Annotated in this window: 24 protein-coding genes and 1 tRNA gene; 11 read left to right on the top strand and 14 right to left on the bottom strand. The window is 58.6% G+C overall.

Annotated elements, in window-relative coordinates:
* Positions 1 to 33 precede the first annotated feature (33 nt).
* The 4 genes from K2Q04_RS15705 (at position 34) to K2Q04_RS15690 (ending at position 3,990) form a co-directional block, all read left to right on the top strand.
* Positions 34 to 699, top strand: a complete 666-nt coding sequence (locus K2Q04_RS15705) for a DedA family protein (protein WP_291165637.1) — start codon at positions 34 to 36, stop codon at positions 697 to 699.
* A gap of 167 nt (positions 700 to 866) precedes the next feature.
* Entirely contained in the window at positions 867 to 2,327 is a 1,461-nt protein-coding gene (locus tag K2Q04_RS15700) for an AMP-binding protein (protein WP_291165636.1), read from the top strand.
* A gap of 95 nt (positions 2,328 to 2,422) precedes the next feature.
* Positions 2,423 to 2,692, top strand: coding sequence for a hypothetical protein (locus K2Q04_RS15695; protein WP_291165635.1), 270 nt, complete (start codon positions 2,423 to 2,425; stop codon positions 2,690 to 2,692).
* A gap of 290 nt (positions 2,693 to 2,982) precedes the next feature.
* Positions 2,983 to 3,990: an NAD(P)-dependent alcohol dehydrogenase gene (locus K2Q04_RS15690; protein WP_291165634.1), complete on the top strand. Its 1,008-nt coding sequence runs from the start codon at positions 2,983 to 2,985 to the stop codon at positions 3,988 to 3,990.
* A gap of 58 nt (positions 3,991 to 4,048) precedes the next feature.
* Here the strand turns inward: K2Q04_RS15690 and K2Q04_RS15685 are convergent, their stop codons facing one another.
* From K2Q04_RS15685 to ccoN, 9 genes are read right to left on the bottom strand one after another with little or no spacing between them, the layout of a single operon-like run.
* Entirely contained in the window at positions 4,049 to 4,741 is a 693-nt protein-coding gene (locus tag K2Q04_RS15685) for a sulfite exporter TauE/SafE family protein (RefSeq protein WP_291165633.1), read from the bottom strand.
* Entirely contained in the window at positions 4,734 to 4,919 is a 186-nt protein-coding gene (gene ccoS, locus K2Q04_RS15680; protein ID WP_291165632.1) for a cbb3-type cytochrome oxidase assembly protein CcoS, read from the bottom strand. Before ccoS ends, K2Q04_RS15685 begins: the two co-directional genes overlap by 8 nt.
* The gene (locus K2Q04_RS15675; RefSeq protein ID WP_291165630.1) at positions 4,916 to 7,111 is read right to left on the bottom strand and encodes a heavy metal translocating P-type ATPase; all 2,196 of its coding nucleotides are present in this window, start codon (positions 7,109 to 7,111) and stop codon (positions 4,916 to 4,918) included. Before K2Q04_RS15675 ends, ccoS begins: the two co-directional genes overlap by 4 nt.
* A complete protein-coding gene (locus K2Q04_RS15670) occupies positions 7,096 to 7,584 on the bottom strand; it encodes a FixH family protein (RefSeq protein WP_291165628.1) in 489 nt (162 codons plus the stop codon). Before K2Q04_RS15670 ends, K2Q04_RS15675 begins: the two co-directional genes overlap by 16 nt.
* Positions 7,581 to 9,059, bottom strand: a complete 1,479-nt coding sequence (gene ccoG, locus K2Q04_RS15665; RefSeq protein WP_291165626.1) for a cytochrome c oxidase accessory protein CcoG — start codon at positions 9,057 to 9,059, stop codon at positions 7,581 to 7,583. The genes K2Q04_RS15670 and ccoG overlap by 4 nt, the downstream gene beginning before the upstream one ends.
* Positions 9,056 to 9,979 (bottom strand): cytochrome-c oxidase, cbb3-type subunit III, encoded by a 924-nt coding sequence (ccoP, locus tag K2Q04_RS15660; RefSeq protein ID WP_291165624.1) that lies wholly within the window; start codon positions 9,977 to 9,979, stop codon positions 9,056 to 9,058. The genes ccoG and ccoP overlap by 4 nt, the downstream gene beginning before the upstream one ends.
* Entirely contained in the window at positions 9,976 to 10,152 is a 177-nt protein-coding gene (locus K2Q04_RS15655) for a cbb3-type cytochrome c oxidase subunit 3 (protein WP_291165622.1), read from the bottom strand. The genes ccoP and K2Q04_RS15655 overlap by 4 nt, the downstream gene beginning before the upstream one ends.
* Before the next feature lie 13 nt (positions 10,153 to 10,165).
* Complete coding sequence (ccoO, locus tag K2Q04_RS15650) at positions 10,166 to 10,903, bottom strand: cytochrome-c oxidase, cbb3-type subunit II (protein WP_291165620.1); 738 nt, start codon at positions 10,901 to 10,903, stop codon at positions 10,166 to 10,168.
* A gap of 14 nt (positions 10,904 to 10,917) precedes the next feature.
* Complete coding sequence (gene ccoN, locus K2Q04_RS15645) at positions 10,918 to 12,582, bottom strand: cytochrome-c oxidase, cbb3-type subunit I (RefSeq protein ID WP_291165618.1); 1,665 nt, start codon at positions 12,580 to 12,582, stop codon at positions 10,918 to 10,920.
* A 139-nt stretch (positions 12,583 to 12,721) separates the two neighbouring features.
* Here ccoN and K2Q04_RS15640 point away from each other — a divergent pair, with 139 nt between their 5' ends.
* Both K2Q04_RS15640 and hemN read left to right on the top strand, forming a co-directional pair.
* A complete protein-coding gene (locus tag K2Q04_RS15640; RefSeq protein WP_291165616.1) occupies positions 12,722 to 13,354 on the top strand; it encodes a hemerythrin domain-containing protein in 633 nt (210 codons plus the stop codon).
* Between the two features lie 4 nt (positions 13,355 to 13,358).
* Positions 13,359 to 14,693 (top strand): oxygen-independent coproporphyrinogen III oxidase, encoded by a 1,335-nt coding sequence (hemN, locus tag K2Q04_RS15635; protein WP_291165614.1) that lies wholly within the window; start codon positions 13,359 to 13,361, stop codon positions 14,691 to 14,693.
* A gap of 97 nt (positions 14,694 to 14,790) precedes the next feature.
* Here hemN and K2Q04_RS15630 read toward each other — a convergent pair whose 3' ends face one another.
* Positions 14,791 to 16,335, bottom strand: a complete 1,545-nt coding sequence (locus tag K2Q04_RS15630) for a glycosyltransferase family 39 protein (protein ID WP_291165613.1) — start codon at positions 16,333 to 16,335, stop codon at positions 14,791 to 14,793.
* Positions 16,336 to 16,435: 100 nt separating this feature from the next.
* Between K2Q04_RS15630 and K2Q04_RS15625 the strand changes: the two genes are divergently transcribed.
* From K2Q04_RS15625 to K2Q04_RS15615, 3 genes are read left to right on the top strand one after another with little or no spacing between them, the layout of a single operon-like run.
* The gene (locus tag K2Q04_RS15625) at positions 16,436 to 17,119 is read left to right on the top strand and encodes a glycosyltransferase family 2 protein (protein ID WP_291165612.1); all 684 of its coding nucleotides are present in this window, start codon (positions 16,436 to 16,438) and stop codon (positions 17,117 to 17,119) included.
* Entirely contained in the window at positions 17,119 to 17,454 is a 336-nt protein-coding gene (locus tag K2Q04_RS15620) for a DUF2304 domain-containing protein (RefSeq protein WP_291165610.1), read from the top strand. Before K2Q04_RS15625 ends, K2Q04_RS15620 begins: the two co-directional genes overlap by 1 nt.
* Positions 17,454 to 17,807, top strand: a complete 354-nt coding sequence (locus K2Q04_RS15615; RefSeq protein WP_291165608.1) for a transporter — start codon at positions 17,454 to 17,456, stop codon at positions 17,805 to 17,807. The genes K2Q04_RS15620 and K2Q04_RS15615 overlap by 1 nt, the downstream gene beginning before the upstream one ends.
* Positions 17,808 to 17,955: 148 nt before the next feature.
* Here K2Q04_RS15615 and K2Q04_RS15610 read toward each other — a convergent pair.
* A tRNA-Ser gene (locus tag K2Q04_RS15610) sits at positions 17,956 to 18,047 on the bottom strand.
* Between the two features lie 157 nt (positions 18,048 to 18,204).
* Here K2Q04_RS15610 and K2Q04_RS15605 point away from each other — a divergent pair.
* A complete protein-coding gene (locus K2Q04_RS15605) occupies positions 18,205 to 18,804 on the top strand; it encodes a hypothetical protein (RefSeq protein ID WP_291165606.1) in 600 nt (199 codons plus the stop codon).
* Positions 18,805 to 18,850: 46 nt separating this feature from the next.
* Here K2Q04_RS15605 and K2Q04_RS15600 read toward each other — a convergent pair whose 3' ends face one another.
* Positions 18,851 to 19,111, bottom strand: coding sequence for a sel1 repeat family protein (locus K2Q04_RS15600; protein ID WP_291165655.1), 261 nt, complete (start codon positions 19,109 to 19,111; stop codon positions 18,851 to 18,853).
* A 413-nt stretch (positions 19,112 to 19,524) separates the two neighbouring features.
* Between K2Q04_RS15600 and K2Q04_RS15595 the strand changes: the two genes are divergently transcribed.
* Complete coding sequence (locus K2Q04_RS15595) at positions 19,525 to 19,794, top strand: hypothetical protein (protein WP_291165604.1); 270 nt, start codon at positions 19,525 to 19,527, stop codon at positions 19,792 to 19,794.
* 19 nt (positions 19,795 to 19,813) lie between these two features.
* On the opposite strand, the gene K2Q04_RS15590 is transcribed toward K2Q04_RS15595, so the two are convergent.
* Positions 19,814 to 20,461 (bottom strand): glutathione S-transferase N-terminal domain-containing protein, encoded by a 648-nt coding sequence (locus tag K2Q04_RS15590; RefSeq protein ID WP_291165603.1) that lies wholly within the window; start codon positions 20,459 to 20,461, stop codon positions 19,814 to 19,816.
* Positions 20,462 to 20,469: 8 nt separating this feature from the next.
* Positions 20,470 to 21,438 carry a quinone oxidoreductase gene (locus K2Q04_RS15585; RefSeq protein WP_291165601.1) on the bottom strand — a complete coding sequence of 323 codons (969 nt, stop codon included), beginning with the start codon at positions 21,436 to 21,438 and terminating at the stop codon, positions 20,470 to 20,472.
* Positions 21,439 to 21,590 lie beyond the last annotated feature (152 nt).

Below are 21,590 nucleotides of genomic sequence, written 5' to 3'. Positions count from 1 at the left end.
CCTTTTGCTCAGCCCGCCAAAAAGGAATGGCTATTGATATCGCCAGAACAGCTGCATCATCTTTTTGAAACGTACGGCATCTGGACGGTTGCCATCATCGTCGGGCTCGAAAGCTTGGGCATTCCGCTCCCCGGCGAGGCGGTGCTGATCATCGCATCTATCTATGCCGCAACTCACGACGGCAATATTGCCATGGTCATCGCAGCGGCATCCATCGGCGCAATCGTCGGCGATAACATCGGCTATCTCATCGGCCGTGAATTCGGCTATCCGCTGGTTTTGAAATTCGGCTCCTATGTCGGCTTGACCGAAGGCCGCATAAAGCTCGGTCAATTCCTGTTCCAGAAGCACGGCGGCAAGGTCGTATTCTTCGGACGCTTTTTTGCCGTCCTTCGGTTCCTCGCGGCCCTGCTGGCCGGCATCAACCAGCTGCCGTGGCCTAGGTTTCTTGTGGCCAACGCGCTCGGAGGAGTCATTTGGGCGAGCATCGTCGGTATGTCCGCTTACACCTTGGGCCGCAGCATTCACCAGGTACAGGGGCCGCTCGGCGTCATCGGCATTGCAATCGCAATTGGAATACTGATCGCAATCTTCATTTACCTAAAGCGCCACGAAGCGGAACTCCAAGCCGAGGCGGAAGCTTCTCTACCGGGCCCTCTCCCTGGCCTTCGCACGGGAGGGCCACCGACCGTCGGCTGAGCACCCTCGAAACGATCTCGAAATCAACGACCCAGCCCAAAAGGATCGCAGTGAGCAGACATTTCGAATTCCCGGCCGTTATCGCTTGAAGAACGACGCCGCCCCCTTTTCGCCCGTGTTAGCCGCATATCAATGATCTCTGGAACCATCTCGAAGGCATATCTCATATGAGAGGATTTCTCGCCGCCGCTTACGATCAGCTGAAGCTGGCGCTTGCTATCCGCTCTCTCCTGCCACCGCGTCCGGGCGACCTTGCGGCCCGCGCGAAGGCCAAGGAAGAGCGCTTCCGCCATTTGTTGCAATTTGCGTATGACAATTCCCCGTACTATCGAAAGAAGTTCCAGGGCATCGATCTGAAAACCTGCGCCCTAACCGATCTTCCGACCCTCACGAAGGTCGAGATGATGGCGAATCTCGACGACATCTTCACCGATCGCGAGCTTCGTCGTGCCGACATCGAGCGCTTCATGCAGGACCCGGCCAACATCGGGGCCTACTACAAAGACAAATTCGCCGTCTGCCACACCTCGGGAAGCCAGGGGCAACCGGCAATCATCGTTCAAGACAAACCAGCGATTTTGACGACCTTTGCCGCCCAGTTCGCACGGGGCAAGAAATTGAACCGGCGGTTCCTGCCCCACCTTCAGCGCCTGTTCAATCCGGCGCGCTTCTCCATCATCACCCAAAAGCCGGGCTTCTATCCAAGCAGTACATTCTTCAATTATTTCCCCGAACGCGCCCGCCGCTTTCTCAAGTTGCAGCGCCTCTCGGTATTCGATCCGCCCGACGTGCTTGTCGCGAAATTGAATGAATTTCAGCCGAACTTCATCACCGGCTACACGAGCTCGCTCGAGACGATCACGCGCGAACTCGAAGCGGGCCGCCTGAAGCGTCCCCGCGATCTCGAGCAAATGATGAACATCAGTGAGCCGCTCCCTGAGCCCATCGCGAAACGCGTGGAAAAAGCTTTCGGAGTGCACATCACGAACGTCTACAGCATGGCCGAATGCATGGCCCTCACCTGCGGATGCCAAACGACTCACGGCAGCCATCTGAACGACGAACTCGCATTCCTCGAAGTCGTCGACGCGAACGGCAAGCCCGTTCCGAACGGCACGAAGGGAAGCAAGGTGCTTCTCACGAACCTGTACAATTTGGCTCAGCCGATCATCCGCTATGAAATCGACGACATGGTCACAATCAGCGCGACGCCGTGCGATTGCGGAAGTCTCCTACCCCTCGTGAAGGCGGTCCAGGGACGATCGAAGGATCAATTCTGGGTTAACGTCGACGGCGAGATACGCGACCTTCCGTATTATGTTTTTCTCCTCGCCCTCCACAACGAGACGAGGCTGGCCGAGCATCAATTTCTTCAGACCGGCGTTAACCGGTTCGTCTTGCGCGCCGCACCGTTACCGGGCCAAACGCTCTCCGCAGAGAAGCTCCGCCAGTACATCCAACAATCGGTGACGACGGAGGGGCTTGCGAATGTCATCCACTTCGACATCGAACTTGTCGATCGCATTCTCCCCGAGGAATCGGGAAAGGTCCGCCGAGCAAAGAACCTATTCGGACCACCACCAGCCTCGCCCGCGCTTGAAGGACTACCGGCAGCTGAAGTCCGCTGAGAGAAGCGCCGGCCCCGTTGCACTGCCCTCTCATGAGGAACCCCAGCTGACGAATCCAGTTGAACGGATAGGGCTTTCTTTGCGGAGTATCAGTCATGACCAGAAAAATGCTGAAGATCGTCGACGGTCCCGATAAGCCTGCTTTGCGGTGCGCATTGGCGTATCCTGATAGCGAACACGTACACTTCATTCTTGAGGGTGACGCGACAGATGCAGCGATCGCGCGCATCGAGGATATGGCGGAGGGTTTTACTTTCGAGATCAACGGCCGGCTGACGACAGGCATTCACAAAGGCGAGACCTTCCTGGGGATCTATAGTGTGGAGACGCGGTCGGGACAGATCGCTCTCGGCATCGGCGCTTAATCTCGCGGGGGGACCGCTTAAATCGCGCGGCCCTTTTCAAAGTCTCTGCCTGATCTGCCCATTTTACGAAATGCTCACCCCGCCTCCTGCTCGGTGAATGACCGCGCGTAGTGATCTGCGCCTGACAGTTCGACTTTTAACCCATTGCATCCAGCCGCCCCGCCGAAAAGGCATCCCGAACCTCAAACCGCACTCTCCGCGCGCACTCGACAACGTGATGCGATACGATAAGAGATCTGCGCGCCTCCGGGGTAGAGAGGCTACGCCAATGAGAAGACGGGATACGTGACATGAAAGCGATCAAAATCACCGCCCCCGGCGGATTGGGCAACCTTGCCCTCGTCGATCTCGCGGACCCGGGCAAAGCGGGACGCGGTAAAATCCGCGTTCGCATTCATGGCAGTTCTCTCAACTTTCACGACTACCTCGTCGTTGCCGGAAAAATGCAGACAGCCGATGGACGAATTCCGATGTCCGATGGCGCAGGCGTCGTCGAGGACGTCGGCGAAGGCGTCACGGAATTCAAAGTCGGGGACCACGTCGCATCCTGCTTTTTCCCCCTTTGGCAGGATGGTCCGCCTGACGTCGACAACTTTGCCTCGACCCCGGGCGACGGCATCGATGGCTACGCTTGCGAAGTCGTCGTGCGCCCGGCGAGTTGGTTCACCCATGCGCCGAAAGGCTACAGCCATGCCGAGGCGGCAACGCTCACAACCGCCGGGCTCACTGCATGGCGCGCGCTCGTGGTCGATGGCCACTTGAAAGCCGGTGACACCGTTCTCGTCCAAGGCACCGGTGGCGTATCGATTTTCGCGCTGCAGCTCGCCAAGGCGATGGGCGCCGAGGTGATCGTCACGTCCTCATCCGATAAAAAGCTTGAACGCGCGCGTGCGCTCGGCGCCGATCACCTGATCAACTACAAATCCGTGCCGCAGTGGAGCGAGCGCGTTCGCGAACTCACGGGCGGACGCGGCGTCGATCACGTTGTCGAAGTCGGGGGGCCGGGCACACTGCCCCAATCCATCGCATCGGTCGCAATCGGCGGACACATCTCGTTGATCGGCGTGCTCACCGGCCTCGCCGGCGAAGTCCCGACTTTTCTGCTGATGGCAAGGCAGGCGCGCCTGAAGGGCCTTATCGTCGGCAGCCGCCGAGAGCAGATTGAATTCACCCGGGCACTTGACGCGACTGGCCTACGTCCAGTGATCGACCGCAGCTTCAGCCTCGCGGAAATCGCCGATGCGTTCCGGCTGCAAGAAGGGGCCAGCCACTTCGGCAAGATCTGCCTGGACTTCTAAAGGCTGTCAGCTGGCCCCACTCGACAGCATCACTACGCCGATCGCCTTCGCGACCAGATTATTTGACCACACACAGCACACTCGCGAAATGCTGAGGAAAGTAGACGATGGCGACACCGCCGAGCATGAGGGCGCCACCAGCCAGAAGATTGAGCTTGGTGCCCCCGGCTCGCCTGTTGAGCCACGAGATCCCATAAGCTGATGCAATTACGGCCGGCACGGTGCCGGCGCCGAAACCGAGCATGAAAGTCGCGCCTTCTGCGCCCGTGCGCGTCAGAGTTGCCAGCAACGCCGCGCCGTAAACCATCGGGCAGGCATTGAGCCCCCAAACGACGCCGAGCATGACAGGGGCTAAATATCGGCTCTGCCCGGCAGGACGCAGCAGGGTGTTTACCCCGGACGCAAGAACCTCCATGCCATGATCGATGAAGGCTAGCCTCGGCATCAGTCCAGCGAGCACCAGCCCCATCCATAACAGCGACGCACCCGCCGCCCATTGCAGCACGATCGGGCTCTGGGTCGGCATGCGAGACAGGATATCACCACCAAAAGCTCCGGCTGCACCCCCGATTGCCGTGTAAGTCATGATGCGCCCGGCCTGCATCAGTAGGAGATTGAGATTTCTATCTCCGGAAGTATTCGCGCCGAGCAGCAGGTTCGCTCCGCAGGCAATGCCACCGCACATCGCGCCGCAATGGAGCGCGCTGGCAAGTCCGACGGCGATACCGCTGACGAAGCTCTCGCTAAACATCGTCTCCTCGGCTCCGATCCGATTCCGTCGCCATGCGATCGTTGTCATCGCTGATCGCGCGCCACTTGGCGCCTTCGAGATCGTCAAATTGGCCGCTCCGGAGTGCCCAGAGGAAGGCGGCGAGCCCCATCATCCCGAGAGTCAGCGCAGCAGGAACGAGCCAAGCAAGCGAGGTCATGCCGATGCTCCGACGTTTGGAAGGCGCAAGGCCTTCGAGCGAAGACGAAGCGCGTTAGCTGTGACCATGATCGATGATCCCGACATGGCGAGCGCCGCAATCAAAGGCGTCACGTAACCGGCCATCGCGAGCGGCACGAAAATCGAATTGTAGACAATTGCGATCGCAAAGTTCTGCAACGCTAAGCGGCGTGCGGCCTTTGCGACCGACAGCGCCTCTATGACCGGGCGAAGAACGTCGCCTTGAAAAACGGCGTCCGCCGTGGTCTGAGCAATGTCGATGGCGGATGCAGGCGATAGCGAGGCATGTCCGGCAGCAAGCGCCGGCGCATCGTTGAGGCCGTCGCCGACCATCAGCGTCTTGTATCCTCGCGCCTTCAGGACTTCGATTGCGTCCAACTTCTGGTCTGGACGAACCTCCGCAGTCCAATCCTCGATGCCGCAAGCGGCAGCCGTTTGCGCAACGGCGGTGCGCCGGTCTCCGGATAATAGTTTGACGAGATATCCCGCGCGCCGGAGTTCAGAAACGCACGCGGACGCGTCCTTCCGTAATTCATCCACGAACACGAAGCCGACAGCAGGCTTGCCTTCGGCCACGTACCAGATCGACGCGTTGCGATCCTCGACACCTACCCACGCGGCCGAGCCTACCTTCTCCTCAAAGCCCATCGACGTCGTGACGAGCCCAGAACCCGGAACTTCTTCGACGCCCTCAACGGCGCGCGTTTGAATACCCTCCGCACGAGCAGCCTTAGCCAGAGCTTGCGCGAATGGATGCTTGCTCATCCCTGCAATCGATCCTGCCCGGCCGAGAGCAGCCACATCGACGCCATCGCTCGTCTCGAGCCGCAGCTCTCCAGTCGTCAGAGTTCCCGTCTTGTCGAAGACGACGCAATCGATTTCGGCGAGACGTTCGAGCCCATCAGGAGCTTTGACAATAACGCCTTTGCTGAACAGACGGCTCATCGCAGCGACCTGCACGGCGGGCACAGCGAGTGCCAAGGCGCACGGGCACGTAATAATGAGAACGGCGATTGCGTGCGTGAGAGATTGATCCCACGGCGCGCCGAGCGCCATCCATAGGATGAACGTGAGCAGTCCGAGAACATGGACTGCGGGCGCGTATATTTGCGAGGCGCGATCTGCAAGCCGAACATAGCGGCCGCGGCTTTGCTCGGCGTTGAGCATCAAGCGGCCAATTTCGCTGAGAAGCGTGTTGTCTTCCGCGGCTGTGATCCGCACCCGCAGGGTGCCGGCACAATTGATCGTGCCCGCATAGACGGTATCGCCGATCGAAACGGCGCGCGGCCGGGTTTCGCCGCTGATCAGGCTCTCGTCGATATCGCTCTGGCCGGAGATCACCTGCCCGTCACCCGCAATGCGCTCGCCCGCGGCGACGGCAATGATCATGCCCGGCTTGAGCGTGCTCGCAAGCACGAGCTTGGTCGTTTGATCCGGAGCGACGAGTGTCGCGTTCGTCGCCCTGAGCCCAATCAGATTCTCTGCCGCTCCGCGCGCCTTGGTCCGCATGCGCTCGTCGAGCACTCTCCCGATCAGCAAAAAGAACAGTAGAGACGTCGAGGCATCGAAGTAGACCTGCTCCGAACTGCGCATCGTCTGGAACAGACTCATGCCTGTCGCCAGCAGCACGCCGAGCGAAATGGGCACATCCATGTTGAGGCGCCGGGACCTCAATGCAGCAAGCGCCGACTTGAAGAAGGGTTGACCTGCGTAGGCGACGGCCGGCAGTGCGATGAGCGCCGACAACCAATGGAACAGATCCATGAGGGAACTGTCCATGTCACTGGCCTCTCCGGACCAGACCGCCACGGACAGCATCATGATGTTTCCGGCCGCAAACCCGGCAACACCGAGACGAGGAATAAGCTCGCTCACACGCGCGGCCTGCTCCGTTTCGGCGTTCTCGATCAACGGCGCAGCGGGAAATCCAGCATGCTCGAGAGCCGCTGCGAGGTCGATCGTAGAGCGGACAGACGGGTCGACCACGACGGATACGCGCTTGGTCGTCAGGTTCGCGCGGGCCGCCTCGACGCCACGGAGCGCGCGCAGAGTATTTTCAACGGAACGGATGCAGTTCCCGCAAACGATGCTCGGGACCGAAAGCACGATAGTCTGCCGCGCCTCTGCGCCTGGCGCCTGCGCGGCGAGCCCGGCGTCTAGGGCTGCTTCCATATCCGTTCCCTCGATCTATAAATGACCTTGTCCTTCTCCATAGCGGTGACGGAAAGCGTCCATGTGCCTTCCGAAAGTCCTGAAATGTCGGCGGCGTAAGCCCCGTTCCCCGTGGGCGCCAAGTCGAACCGGCGATCGAATATGTCGGTTGTCGCACGCCCGATTTCCGCCTTCACGAGCAAACCATCGATGGGTTGCCGGTTCTCATCCGTCAACGCAATCGCAATGCGGCCTGTTTTGGAATCGAACGTTCGGCTTTCATGCCATCCGAGCCGGTTCTGATCCGCCTCTTCCTGAAGCGTTTGATTGTAGGCCAAGCCTTTGCGATAGGCGTCGGCGGTGTCGCCGCTGAACGTAGAAACAGCTTTGGTGATCATAACCGCATCCACGGCCGTCACTGTAAGAAAGAACCCGGCCAGGATCGCGAAGACATGCCACCCGCGAAGCGAACCTTTTGATACTGCGACGCTCATTGCGGACTCCTGAATGTCGTGGCGCGCGATGCCGTCTGGCCGCTATCAAGATCCTGGAGCTCGATCGTAACGGGCTCGGCATCCGACCTCAGTTCTTTCCTTTGGGCGCCTGAGAGCAACAGGAAGACTTTGACAGCTCTGACTTCTGATGGGTTGACTTCTATCGTCGGGTCGGTGCCGTCGAACTCCACAAACTTCGGCTGAAGATCGGCCGGTCCGCTGAAGCGCAACTTGAAGTGTCGCACCCCTTCGACCTTGTTCGCGATCTTGATCATGTAGCCGTTGCGCAGTCCGCCATCGCTCAACACAACGAAAAGCGGATTGCGATCCTGGATGACGCTGAACTCGAAGTCTGCGCGGTTGAGCAGCGACCATCCCATGAGAGACGCCACAAGCGTGATCATAACCGTATAAAGGATCGTGCGCGGACGAATGATCCGCCAGCCCTCGCGCGGCGAACTCGTGGCGTTGGAAAGGTTGCCGATAGTCGTATAGGCGATGAGTTCGCGCGGCCGGCCGACCCGATCCATTATCTCGTTACACGCGTCGATGCAGAGCGCACACTGGATACATTCGAGCTGCGATCCATCGCGAATGTCGATACCCGTGGGACAGACCGCAACGCAGGCCTTGCAGTCAATGCAGTCGCCACGGCCATCCCACGTCGTGCCCGTCTTGTGGGCGCCGCGTGGTTCGCCCCGAAGCTCCCGATAGGAAATGAGAAGAGAATCGCGATCGACCATCGCGCCCTGAATGCGTGGCCAAGGACACATGTAAATGCAGACCTGCTCGCGGGCGAGCCCGCCAAGCAAATAAGTCGTCAACGTGAACAGTCCGAGGAAGAAATAGGCGACGGTCGGTGCCGTACCGTGCACCAGCTCAATGGCAAGTGTCGGCGCATCACCGAAATAGAAAACCAACGCACCGCCCGTTGCGACCGAAATCGCCAGCCACGACAGATGGGTTATCGATTTCTTCCAGATCTTTTCGAATGTCCACGGCTGGCCATCGAGGCGCAACTGCGCATTGCGATCGCCTTGCCAGAAACGCTCGACGGCAATCATCAGGTCCGTCCAGACCGTTTGCGGGCAAGCGTATCCGCACCACATGCGGCCGGCGATCGAGGTGACGAGAAAGAGCGACAGCGCTCCGAGAACAAGGAGCCCGGTGACGTAGTAAAATTCCTGCGCCCAGATTTCGATGGGGCCGAACAACAGGCGCTGATTGGCGAAGTCGAACAGGATGGCTTGATCGGGCAGGCCCTCGCCGCGGTTCCACCGCAACCACGGCACCACGTAGTAGATCGCGAGTGTAACCGCCATCACGATCCACTTGATGCCGCGGAAGGTCCCTCGCGCACGCTTGGGATAGATCTTCTTTCTCGGCACGTAGTCCGACTGCCGCGGAGGCGGCTTGGGGCGCCCCTCGTCTCCTCCTCCAATCAGAAACTTGTTCGGTCGGTCCATCGTGTTCATTTCTGTTTGTCCGCGCCTGCCGCGGGAGCGGAGGCACTCGCAGCTTCAGCTTGCCCTCCGCCGAGGGAATAGACGAAGAGCGCCAGCATTTTTACCGCGACCGGATCGAGACGCTCGGACCACGCCGGCATCGCGCCGCCACGCCCGGTTCGGATGCTCTGCATCACGGCCTCCTGCGAGTTGCCGTAAAGCCAGATAGCGTCCGTCAGGTTGGGTGCACCCAATTCCTGATTGCCTTTGCCCTGATCGCCGTGGCACGCGGCACAATTGTCAGCGAAGATCTGCGAGCCTCTCTTTGCCGCTTCTTGATCGACGTCGAGATGCGAGAACGAGCGGACGAAATTGGCGGCGTCTCGGATCTGCGCCTCGTCGAGAATCTTGTCGGTTCCGAAGTGCGGCATCGCCGTATCGTGTGCCTTCGGATTGCCGCTTCTTATGCCGAAGGCAATGGTTTGATGAATTTTTTCGAGATCACCGCCCCACAGCCAGTCGTCATCGTTGAGGTTAGGATAGCCGATACCGCCCTGCGCGCCCCGCCCGTGGCAGCCCGCGCAATTCTCGCCAAACAGCGCCGCACCGCCCGCAATCGAGAACTGGAACAACTCGTCGTTCTTGCGAATGTCTGCGAGCGACATCTCGGCGATCTGCGTGCGATATTTTGCGTGGCCTGACTTCCACGCCTCGATATCTTGCTGCACCTGTTCGCGCTGGCTGTAGTTCAGTACGCCCTTCGTGTAGCCGTTGATCGTCGGCCACGCCGGATAGACGACCCAATAGCCGATCGACCACAAAATACAGGCATAGAAGGTGTAGAGCCACCACCTGGGCAACGGCTTATTGAGCTCTGAGATGTCGCCATCCCAAACATGTCCAGTCGTCTCGACGCCCGTCACGTCGTCGATTTTCTTGCCATGGCTCATCGTTTATCCTCATCGGCCGGGAGCACATCGGCGCGGAAAGGGATTTCCGCAGCCGCCGCGAACTTGGCTTTGTTGCTTCTGCGGAAGGCGTAGATGTATGCCGCGATCGTGATGCTGGCGAAAATTGCCAGCGACGCAATCTGCGTGACCATTTGAATGTCTTCGTAGGCCAAGACCGAGCTCCCCTTATCGAAGGTTTGGACCACTCGCATCGAACTTCGTGAAGTCGACGAGCGTGCCGAGCATTTGCAGATAAGCGATGACGGCATCGAGTTCCGTGGGCTCGACGTTCTCCCCCGGCGACTGGCCGTCGAACTTCCGCACCTGCGCCTTCGGGTAGCGCGCGACGAGCGCCTTTGCTTCTTTGGTGTCGGGCGATATCTGCGCAACGACGTCCTTACCCGCGCTCGTAATCATCTCGTCGCTATAAGGAACGCCGAGCTCCTTCAACGCCTTCATGCGCTTCGAAATGTTCGAGTAATCGAGAAGCGTGCGATCGAGAAACGGATAGCCAGGCATGATCGAAGCAGGCACGACCGCGCGCGGATCGCGCATATGCTCGACATGCCAGGCGTCCGAATACTTGCCGCCGACGCGTGCAAGGTCGGGCCCCGTTCGCTTCGAGCCCCACTGGAACGGATAGTCGTACATGCTCTCCGCGGCCAGAGAGTAGTGGCCGTAGCGTTCGACCTCGTCACGAAGTGAGCGGATCATTTGGCTGTGACAGTTATAGCAGCCCTCGCGCACGTAGATGTCGCGGCCGGCAAGCTCGAGCGGCGAATAGGGCCGCATGCCCTGCACCTTCTCGATCGTCGACTGAACGTAGAACAGCGGCGCGATCTCGACGATGCCGCCAATCGAAACGACAATCAGCGCACCGATCAGAAGTATAATCGAGTTTCGCTCGAAAATGGCGTGGTTCACGATTATCGCTCCCGTTATTCGGCTGGCATTGCGACGACGCCGGGACGCAGCTCAGGCGCTGCGGCTACCGCCGGCTGATCACGGACATCGACCGGCTGATCCCCTCGGATCGTGCGCCAGACGTTATAGGCCATGATCAACCCGCCGAGCAGGAACAGCGCACCGCCGGCCGCGCGAATGACATACGGCCAGTGCATCGCCTCGACGGTTTCGATGAAGGAGTATTTGAGGAAGCCGAGGCGGTCGTAGGCGCGCCACATCAGACCTTGCGTGATGCCTGCAACCCACATCGACGAGATGTAGAGAACGATGCCGATCATCGCGAGCCAGAAGTGCCACTCGACGAGCTTCATCGAATACAGGCCTTGCCGCTTCCACAGCCACGGCACCAGACAGTAGACGGCGCCGAACGAGATCATGCCGACCCAGCCGAGCGCGCCGGAATGGACGTGTCCGATCGTCCAGTCTGTGTAGTGCGAGAGCGAGTTGACTTCCTTGATGGACATCAGCGGCCCTTCGAACGTCGACATTCCGTAGAACGCCACGCTGACGACGAGCAGACGGATGACCGGATCAGTCCTGAGCTTGTCCCAGGCACCGGACAACGTCATGAGCCCGTTGATCATGCCGCCCCACGACGGCATCCAGAGCATGATCGAGAACGTCATGCCGAGCGTCTGCGCCCATTCGGGAAGCGCGGTGTAGTGGAGGTGGTGCGGTCCCGCCCAGATGTAGAGGAAGATCAGCGACCAGAAGTGCACGATCGACAAGCGGTAGGAATAGACCGGCCGTTCGGCGCGTTTCGGAATGAAATAATACATGATGCCGAGAAACCCGGCCGTCAGAAAGAATCCAACGGCATTGTGCCCGTACCACCATTGCGTCATGGCGCCCTGAACGCCGGGAAAGAGCGGATAGCTCAGCGTTCCGAGAAACGACACGGGCAGCGCCAGGTTATTGACGATATGCAGCATCGCGACGGTGACGATGAAGCCCAGGAAAAACCAGTTCGCGACGTAGATGTGCGGCTCTTGGCGACCCTTCAGCGTACCGAGAAACACGAGAAGATAGGCGACCCATACGACCGTCAGCAATATGTCGGCGTACCATTCGGGCTCAGCGTACTCCTTGGCCTGCGTCACGCCCATCAAGTAGCCGGACGCCGCGATAACGATGAAAAGCTGATACCCCCAGACGACGAACCACGGCGCCCACTTGCCCGGGAGCCGAGCCTGGCTTGTCCGCTGGACGACATAAAGCGATGTCGCAATGAGGGCATTGCCGCCGAACGCGAAAATGACGGCCGAGGTGTGAACCGGCCGCAGGCGTCCGAAGTTGGTCCACGGCAAATCAAGGTTCAGCGCCGGAAACGAAAGTTGCCAAGCGAGGATGTCGCCAACGAGAAATCCGGCAATGCCCCAGAAAACGCACGCGACCGTCGCAACGCGAATGGGACCGTCGAAGTAGCCGGAACGCTTCTCCTCTCTGAGGTTTGTCGGATGCGCTGCAACGTAGAAGCCTGCTGCCACCGCCGCCGCTAATATGATGAGCCCCTGAAGCCGAAGGATCTCCTCCTCTCCGGCAAGCGCGAACACAAGGCCGATCGCGCCGATGATGACCGCGCTTATCAGCGCCAGCGTGTCGCTGAGCCCAGAGCGCTCGTCCAATACGTCCTGCAAAGCTGCCTCCCGATCCCAATGCGGAACGCACAGTCGGACAGCGGATCGCCGTCAGCCTTGATCTAAGTCATGTTCGACATAAAGGGCGGGGGTAAAACCACATCGCTAAGACGCGGCCTCAGTTTTCGAGGGTTCACCAATGACGGATGCCAGCCCCGCAAAACGACTGGATGATGCTGGTGTATGCCGGACACCCCATCCCCTGGAGATCATTCAAGAAGAGCACGCCCTACAATTGGAATTGTGCGCTCTTCTGGAAAGCATCGCCGACAACCTGCCGGCCAAGCTCGAACCGGCGTTGGCCGTGATCGCGATTTCTATTCTGAAGGGCAGCGTAAAGGCGCACACGAAATTCGAGGAAGACGCACTTTTCCCGATTCTCAGAGGGCGGCTGTCGTCGAACGACACCGTCCTTCAGGCACTGGCGGGCCTCAGCCTGCAGCACGAGTGCGACGAAGACATCGCAGACGAACTCGTCGAAGCGCTGACGGACGCGTTGCAAAACAGCGCGCCACAGAACCCAGAGATGCTTGGCTACATTCTTCGCGGCTATTTCGAAAGCCAGCGCCGCCATATCGCATGGGAAGAAAGCATTGTTTTGCCAGCCGCACGCAGAGCGCTGACCGTCGAAGACCTCACACGCCTTCAGGAATGGATCATGACGAGCGACCATCCCCGTTGCATCAGAATACCGCTGCTGACGCTCAGAGCCGGGAAATCATCATCGTCAATCTGCGTCAAATGCCCCGCCTCCCTCGGGCAGGAGAAATAACGGGATGTCTCCAGATTTCGTGCGCCGCATGAGCACTCCCGTTCCACGATATACGAGCTATCCGACCGCCGCTCAGTTTCGGGACACGGTCGGCGCTCAGGACTTCGCAGCAGCTCTGACCAAATTGGCGGACGACACGCCGTTTTCGCTCTACGTGCATGTGCCGTACTGCAAGAAGCTTTGCTGGTACTGCGGCTGCAATATGAAAGTTGCACGCACCAAGGAACCGGTGACCCGCTATTTAAACGCTCTCGAAGCCGAATTGCTGGCCCTCGCAGAGCTTGGACTCTCGAAGCACAAGATTTCATACATGCATTGGGGCGGCGGCTCGCCCAACATCCTGACCGCCGAGCAGATTTTGGCGTTGGCTGCGTCCATTCGCGATTCTTTCGAGATCGACGCCGCCGCAGAATTCGCCGTTGAGATCGACCCGCGTGAATCGAGCGCGTCTCTTGCGCAGGCGCTGAGGGGCGCAGGCGTCAATCGTGTATCGATTGGAGTCCAAGATTTCGACCCTGCTGTTCAGACCGCTATCAATCGGCAGCAGTCGTTCGAAGTGACATCGGCCTGCATAGATAGTTTGCGGGATGCCGGCATCGACAAGGTCAACGTCGATCTCGTTTATGGATTGCCGCTGCAGACCCGATCTGGAATCGAGGCGACCGTCGAGCAGGTTATTTCGCTACGCCCAAATCGGGTCGCGCTCTTTGGATATGCGCACCTGCCCGCGCGCTTCGCACACCAATCGATTATTGATTCCAAAACGCTCCCCGACAGCGTCGAACGCTTTGCCCAGTCCCAAAGGGCCGCGCGCATACTCAATGCCGCCGGATACGTCCAGGTCGGACTCGACCATTACGCCTTGAAGGACGATCCCTTGGCGCTCGGACCCGTTCGCCGCAACTTTCAAGGATATACCACCGATACGTCGGAAACCCTCGTCGGTGTGGGGGCGTCATCCATCTCCTCCCTCGGCAGCGCATATTTCCAGAACGTGTCGTCTCCGGCCGAATACGAAAAGCGTATTGCAGCGACAGGGCTCGCCACGACAAGAGGCGTCAAGCTGACGGACGAAGATCGCGTTCGACGCTATGTCATCGCGAAATTAATGTGCGACTTCAGCTTTTCCGAATCCGACATCCGTGAGCGCTTCGGAGCGTTAGCATCGCGCGTCATTCTGGAAGGCCGAGAGATGGTCGAGGCAGACAGCGCAGGTCTTCTGGAAAAGGCCGAGAACGGTTTCGTAGTGACACCCCGCGGCCAACCATTTGTGAGAAGCATTGCGGCGTGCTTCGATACCTATTTCGACTCTGCAACGCGCGGCTCGCCCGCGGTCTAGTCGCCGCTATTCACCCGGCAAGCCCCTCTGTGCAAGCTCTCCTGCAGAGAGCTCGCCACCCTGAGCCGCCGCAAAGTCAACTAGCCGATCGCAAATCCTAGGGCGTCGCGGTCTTGTAAACCGCGTAATCCGCATTGCGGAAAACTTCCGCGACGCTCTTATCGTCTCTTAGCAGCTCATCCAGCGGAACGTCGACATAACCGCGCCGTAAAATCAGCACTGCGAAGGTAGCCTTTCTTTTTCGCATCCAAGGCTCGAATGGCTTCGGAAGCTCAGTCAAAGCCGAGTCCAAACCGCACCCCGGGTGACCGGAAAAATACACAACAGCGCGCGGTTTAGACGAGCAGATGACGTCACCGGCCGCGGTGTGCGTCTTCAGCCAATCGAATAATTCTACCGTCTTTGCATCGCTGATCTCGTCAGCGTTGACGCCGTGCGCGAGGGCCGTTCCTGCGCGCATGTCCTTAACGACAAACAGAAGCAAGCAAAAATAAACGAAGAGCCCGAGGACGGATATCCTCCGGTAGTCCTTGTGACCCGTTGTCGATGCCCTGAAAAGGAACAGCAAAGGACTAAGTATGAAGACACACAGCGCCGGCAAAAGCGGCAGGAGATATCTCGATCCTCCAGTCCAAGGGGTGAGAACAAGCATACCCAAGTAGCAAGCCGTGAACGCGGCGAGCACGAAGTCCTTCTTCGTGCACACCAACCATCCGCAACCAAATGCAGCCATGGTCAAAACCGGCCATACCGGAACTCCGATGTACCAGAAGAAAAGAATACGTAGATTTTGATATTCCTGAACGATACGCGACTGGATCAACGAACTTACTGTTTCGAAAAAGCTCGTCTTGGAATACAGGAAGTAATCGATGATCATCGTCGAATTTGACGGACTATCGGAATGGAACGCGGCGATGCTGGCTAGGAATGCCAGAACAGAGGTCGCTGCGAGTATCGCATAACCACGCATGTGGCTTCGGTCCACGAATGCGTCCACCGCCGCAGCCAAAACGACTGCCGGAATCAAAGGTAGGCCGGCGGGCCGGAGCAGGAGCGCGGACCAGATGGCGCAACCTAAGAAGAACGCGTGTGCGGCGAATGCTTCGCCGGATTTAATCCGGCGCGCTGCCTCGATATAGAAATAAAGCGCCGCCGAGATCGCGGCCGCAAAAGGAACATCCGCCAATATCGATTGCTGGGCGTAATAATAGAATGGCACAAGAAAAAGGATTATGGGAACAAGTAGTGCCGTGACGCCGCCAAGAAGACGTTCGCATATTTTTGTCGTGCTCAGGACGACAATGCCATAGGCCAAAATATTGATGGTCTTTAGCTTCAGGAAATTTGCGCCAAAAAGCCAGATGCCCACGGAAAGAACGAGCGGAAATCCGGGCGGCACTATTATACCTGTGACGAGCGTCTCGTACGGCCGGCCGTTTAAAATGTTCTCCGCCAACAACAAGTAGAGAGCAAAATCGTCTCCCCAGCTGTGGCCGGACTGAAGCCCCGCAAACGCGTAAACAAAAAAGGCCGCGTAGCAAGAGACAAAAAATAGTCCACGAAGCCAATCGCTTCCCAGTACAGACCTAATTGAATTCCAGCCGGCATCGAGCGAGGAGACAGGGTCGGTTTTTCTCACGTCACCACAACTTCATTTGAGTTTTCAGGGACAACTTGCAGCGCGCGAACGACTTAGTTATCGTCATCGCAGATACAAAGCATGTCGGTGGGAATTCGTTTTGGTTGAAGTCTTTGAGAATGTTTGGATTGTCATCCCGTGTTATAACGAGCAGGCCGTAATCGGCAAGACGGTGAACGACGTTCTCGCCGCCTTCAAAAACGTCGTTGTCGTTGATGATTGTTCGACCGACCGAAGCGCTGACATCGCCTTCAAAGCTGGCGCGCATCTATGTCGTCATCCTGTCAATCTCGGCCAAGGCGCAAGTTTGTCGACGGGCATTTCGTATGCTTTGCAGCAAGGCGCCACAGCGATTGTGACTTTCGACGCTGACGGGCAACATAATGCAGACGATGCCCGGGCCTTGGTGCGAGCACTCTTTGCAAACGATGTGGATGTCGTCCTGGCCTCGCGCTTCCTTGGGTCGACAAAAGGAATGACGATATCCAAGTCTCTCGTTCTGCGACTTGCCACCATCTTTACGCGCGTTACGACCGGACTCCGTCTGACGGATACCCACAACGGATTGCGCGCGTTTAAAGCTTCGGCGGCAAGAAAAATCGACATCAAACAAAATCGGATGGCGCACGCCTCCGAAATTTTGCACGAAATTTCCTCGAAGAACCTGCGATACCAGGAGGCGCCTTGCTGCATCTTGTATACGGACTACTCGAGACATAAAGGACAGAAAATGTCCGGCATGGTCGATATCTTGAAAGATCTCTTCGTGGCGAAGCTCAACTAATGATTATGCGCCTCTTCCTGATTTGGGCGTTGCTCGTATTGACGCTGTATGCGTTTACGCAACGGACGCGGTCGCGGCTCATAAGCTATGTCATGGCGATTGCCGCGCTTGTTGGCATGATCTTAGTGGCTTTCCCCGAGGTCGCTACTGACGTGGCGCATTTTGTGGGCGTGGGAAGGGGCGCCGATCTCATTGCTTACTTGTTCATGGTGATTGCGATCGCAGCAATATTCAATTTGCATCTGCGCAACAGGCTGCTGGACCAACGCCTATCTGAATTGGCAAAGTCATTCGCCCTTCACACAGCGAAATCACCTCACGACGATCGGAAATAATGTCGTTCTGGCTGACCGTCTCCTGCCTGATTTTTTCCATGAGCTTGGCTATCGGCCAGCTTCTGTTCAAGCTCGCCGCCAATGATTTCCTCCGCCTGAAAGACGGTTCATGGCTGCATATTCTCTTGTCGCCTTCGCTCATTTCAGCCTTCGCGTTGTATGGCTTAACGAGCTTGCTCTGGATCTGGATACTCACTCAGTTGCCGTTGAGCCGGGCTTATCCCTTCGCTCTTTTGGGCGCAGCGATAGTACCTCTCTGTGCCCGGATCTTCCTGGGCGAAGCTCTTTCTCCGCTATACGGACTTGGCATCTTGTGCGTTCTAACGGGCTTAGCCATCGTCAATATGAGCTAGGGCAAGTCCTGCCTAGCGAGCCAAATAGCTATCCTCGAGTTCAGATAAAGCGGGCGGCGACAGGGCTTACGCCTCAAGCCACGACGCCTGGGGACACGCACGGGCTGCGCAGCGTTGCAAGACTCTGGTGTCGGATGGGCCACTGGTATGGCGGAGACGAAGGGATTCGAACCCTTGATACGCTTTAGGGCGTATGACGATTTAGCAAACCGTTGCCTTCAGCCACTCGGCCACGTCTCCCCAAATCAATGGGCTGTGCCCCTATAGAGGCCGGACCAGCGCAATGCAAGACGCGACGGGAGAATGCACAGGCGTGACGTGGCCCCCGCTGGCCGTCGCCGCAAAGTCGTCCTAGTGTCCTGAAAGCAATGGTCCTCCATTGGAAACGGGCTGAGCCGTGCGCACTTGCTTCAAAATTCAGTTGAGTATCGGATTTTCGGCGCTTCTGGGGGCGGCTGCGGCTAACGCGACCGAACTCTGCGTCAAATGCTCTGCCCCCGATGCGAGCTACGCGTGCGTCGTCGACGGCGCGTCGAACGCCACGATAGACACAGTGGCCAAGTTGTACTGCATCACGGCTCTCGCCAAGTCTGGCGCCCACGAGAGCTGCTCGGTAGACCGCACTGCGACGGCCCCATGCCCCGGCGAGCGGAAGGAGCTTCCCGCCCCGCCAGCGTTGGGTGGCCAAGCGGCCGAAGACGAGCCGCAAACCGATACCCCTACCGGCCCAGCGAAGACCGGCGATAGCGCCGCTGTGACACCGCCGCAAGCGCCAAATCCGGCCGAAGCGCAACACGATCAGGCCGCCGGCCCGCCTCAGAGCGAGCCGCCTCCGAAAACCGTGCAGGAGATGGTTGAGAAGAGCGCGAAAACGGCTGGCGCCGCTGGCGATGCCGCAAAATCGGCAACCACGGCACTCGAAAAAGCTGGGGCAGCAGTCGGGGGCGCCGCCAAGAATTCTTGGAAGTGCCTCTCGTCATTCTTCACGAATTGCTGACACCGCACAAAACCGATGCAGCACCCGATGCGTCACATGGTCGACGTCAATGGACGGAGACCAGCCACTCACGGGCCAATTTCTGTGCCTTGATGATGTCGGCCTTGCTCATGTCGATTGCGACTTCCGACCGATAGCGCTTCGCCTCGTCGTTGCCCTTGCTCGCGGCGATGTTGAACCACTTATGAGCTTGAACGAGATCGACGGCTCCGTCGCGTCCCGTGCAGAAACTGAGACCGAGCTCGAAAAAGGCATCCGATTGTTCGCCCTGAGCTGAGTAATCGATTTGACGCGACAACACGTCCATACGTGCCATGAGAAAACACTCCAACAGCCGCCATCGCGCTCTTCATGTCGTGAGGCGGCAAAGCCTGCGCTCGTCATAGATGAGCGCACCCGAACCATGGCAGCCGTTGGATGAAATCTCGTAAAAGGCCGAACAAATTTGCTTTAACAACAGGCTAAAATCGCCTTACACACCGCTACTTTCTGATCGGGATCGAAACATTTTGGCCGAAGTGCGACGACTGGTGATTAGACATTAAGAAGGGTTGCCACCATTTCCTAACCATGCTTCAAAAAGGTGGCCACGGTGCGTTAATCGAACGACGGGGTTCGAATGTTCAGCCGGGGTTCAGCCGCGTGCTGGTAACCTTAAATCTGGGGCCGAAAAGCGGCCTTAAGGAGGGTTCGGGCTGCTCGCAGTCTGAGTGAGGGATTATGGCTCAATCGGTAGTCTGCCGCTCGTTTGCGGCTGCAGGGTTCCTGTTGCTTGCAGGTTGCGCACAACAAGGATCACACCCCGCCTACATCGGATTGTCGGACCTGTCCGGCGACGACTTCACGGGCAAGTCCCTAGCCATCCGTTCCGGCGAGACACCCGAAGCACTTCGGCATGTACAGTCGAACAAGGTCTTGAGCGCGATGGCATTCCAAAAGGTGACAGGACGAACAGTCGATCCTGAAAGCCTCATCGGACGCAGCGAATAATCGCCGATCCATCCGCCGCTCATACTTTCTTCACCGCCAAACCCTTGACCACCGCCGGTCGCTGACCGATCTCTCCGAGCCACCGCTCGACATTCGGAAACTTGCCGATGTCCTGCGCCAGCTTCTCCCACATTCGCACCCACGTGAAACTGGCGATATCCGCGATCGAATACTTCCCCGCGATGTAGGGGCGATCGCTCAGCCGCTTGTCCAACACGCCGAATAGCCGTTCGACCTCTTTCGTATAGCGATCGATCGCAGAGGGAATTTTCTCCGGCGCATAATTGCGGAAGTAGTTGCACTGCCCAGCCATCGGGCCGAGGCCCGTCGCCCCCCAGAAGAGCCATTGATCGACCTCGGCCTTCGCCCTCTCGCTGGACGGATAGAACGCGCCGAACTTTCGTCCGAGGTATTGAAGAATGGCGCCCGATTCAAAAAGCGCGAGCGGCTGACCATCGGGCCCTTCGGGATCGACGATGGCTGGAATTTTATTATTGGGCGAGATTGCGAGAAATTCGGGCGCCAACTGCTCGCCCTTGCCGATGTCGACGAACGACACCTCGTAAGGCACGCCAAGTTCCTCGAGCATGATGGAAATCTTCAAGCCATTGGGCGTCGGCCAAAAATGGAGCGCGATCGGCTGCTCCTCGTCTCCGTCGTCCTGCATATCACTCCTTAGGGAATGAGAATGACCGAACCCGTCGTACGCCGGGCCTCGAGATCGCGATGAGCATCGGCGGCACGGCTCAACGGGTATCGATGATTGATGGTGATCCGAATCTGTTTGCTGAGCACCATCTCGAACAGTTCTGCAGCGTTGTCCTCAAGATCCCTAGGAGTTGCCGTATAAGCCAAAAGCGTCGGGCGCGTGGCAAAAAGAGACCCTTTCAGCGCCGTCAGCGGGAATGGCGGTACGGCCCCTGAAGAGTTGCCGAACGACACCCAAAGCCCCCTGGGCTTCAGGCAATCGAGCGACTGCGGAAAGGTGTCCTTTCCGACGGAATCGTACACGACATCGCATCCGTTTCCGTTGGTGTACTCGCGCACGCCGCTGACGAAATCATCCCGCTTTGTATTGATCGTGTACGTGCAGCCATTCTCCATCGCGAGTTCGGCTTTCGCGTCCGAGCTGACGGTTCCGATGATCGTGGCCCCGAGAGCATGCGCCCACTGGCACGCGATGAGACCGACACCACCCGCAGCGGCATGCAGCAGCATCGTCGTCTCGGGCCCGACTCGATACGTCTCACGCAGCAGGTAGCGAACGGTCATGCCTTGCAGCAGCATCGCGGCGGCAGTGTCGTAATCGATGCCCTCGGGCAACTTCACGAGCCGTTCGGCCTGCACGGCGCGAACCTCGGCGTAGCCGCCGATGGACCCGGCATAAGCTGCTCTATCGCCGACCTTGAAGCGGCTGACGCCGGGACCGACGGCAATCACATCGCCCGCGCCTTCGGAGCCGATGATGGCTGGCAAGCCCGGCAACTTGTAGAGACCATTCCTATGATAGACATCGATGAAGTTGACGCCGATCGCGCGTTGCCGAAGCAGCACTTCGCCCGGCGACGGATCGGCGACGGGCACCTCTTCATAGACGAGCGCTTCCGGCCCCCCGTTGGCGTGCACCCGAACTGCAAATGGCATGTCGTAAGCTCCTCTCGGATGATCCCCGGTCTAGAGATGCCGTTCCGCGGCGAATCCCGCTAGTGGCTTGACACGGGCCACATCTTAGACCCCCGTTCGCCACGAGCCTGCCACGCTGACTTTCTACCGCCTGAGGGAAACGAAAACGGAAA

The sequence above is a fragment of the Hyphomicrobium sp. genome (assembly GCF_019753045.1).
Classification (GTDB): domain Bacteria; phylum Pseudomonadota; class Alphaproteobacteria; order Rhizobiales; family Hyphomicrobiaceae; genus Hyphomicrobium_B.
The sequence above is the reverse complement of the archived record's forward strand: the minus strand, read 5'-3'. Positions and strand labels throughout refer to the sequence as shown.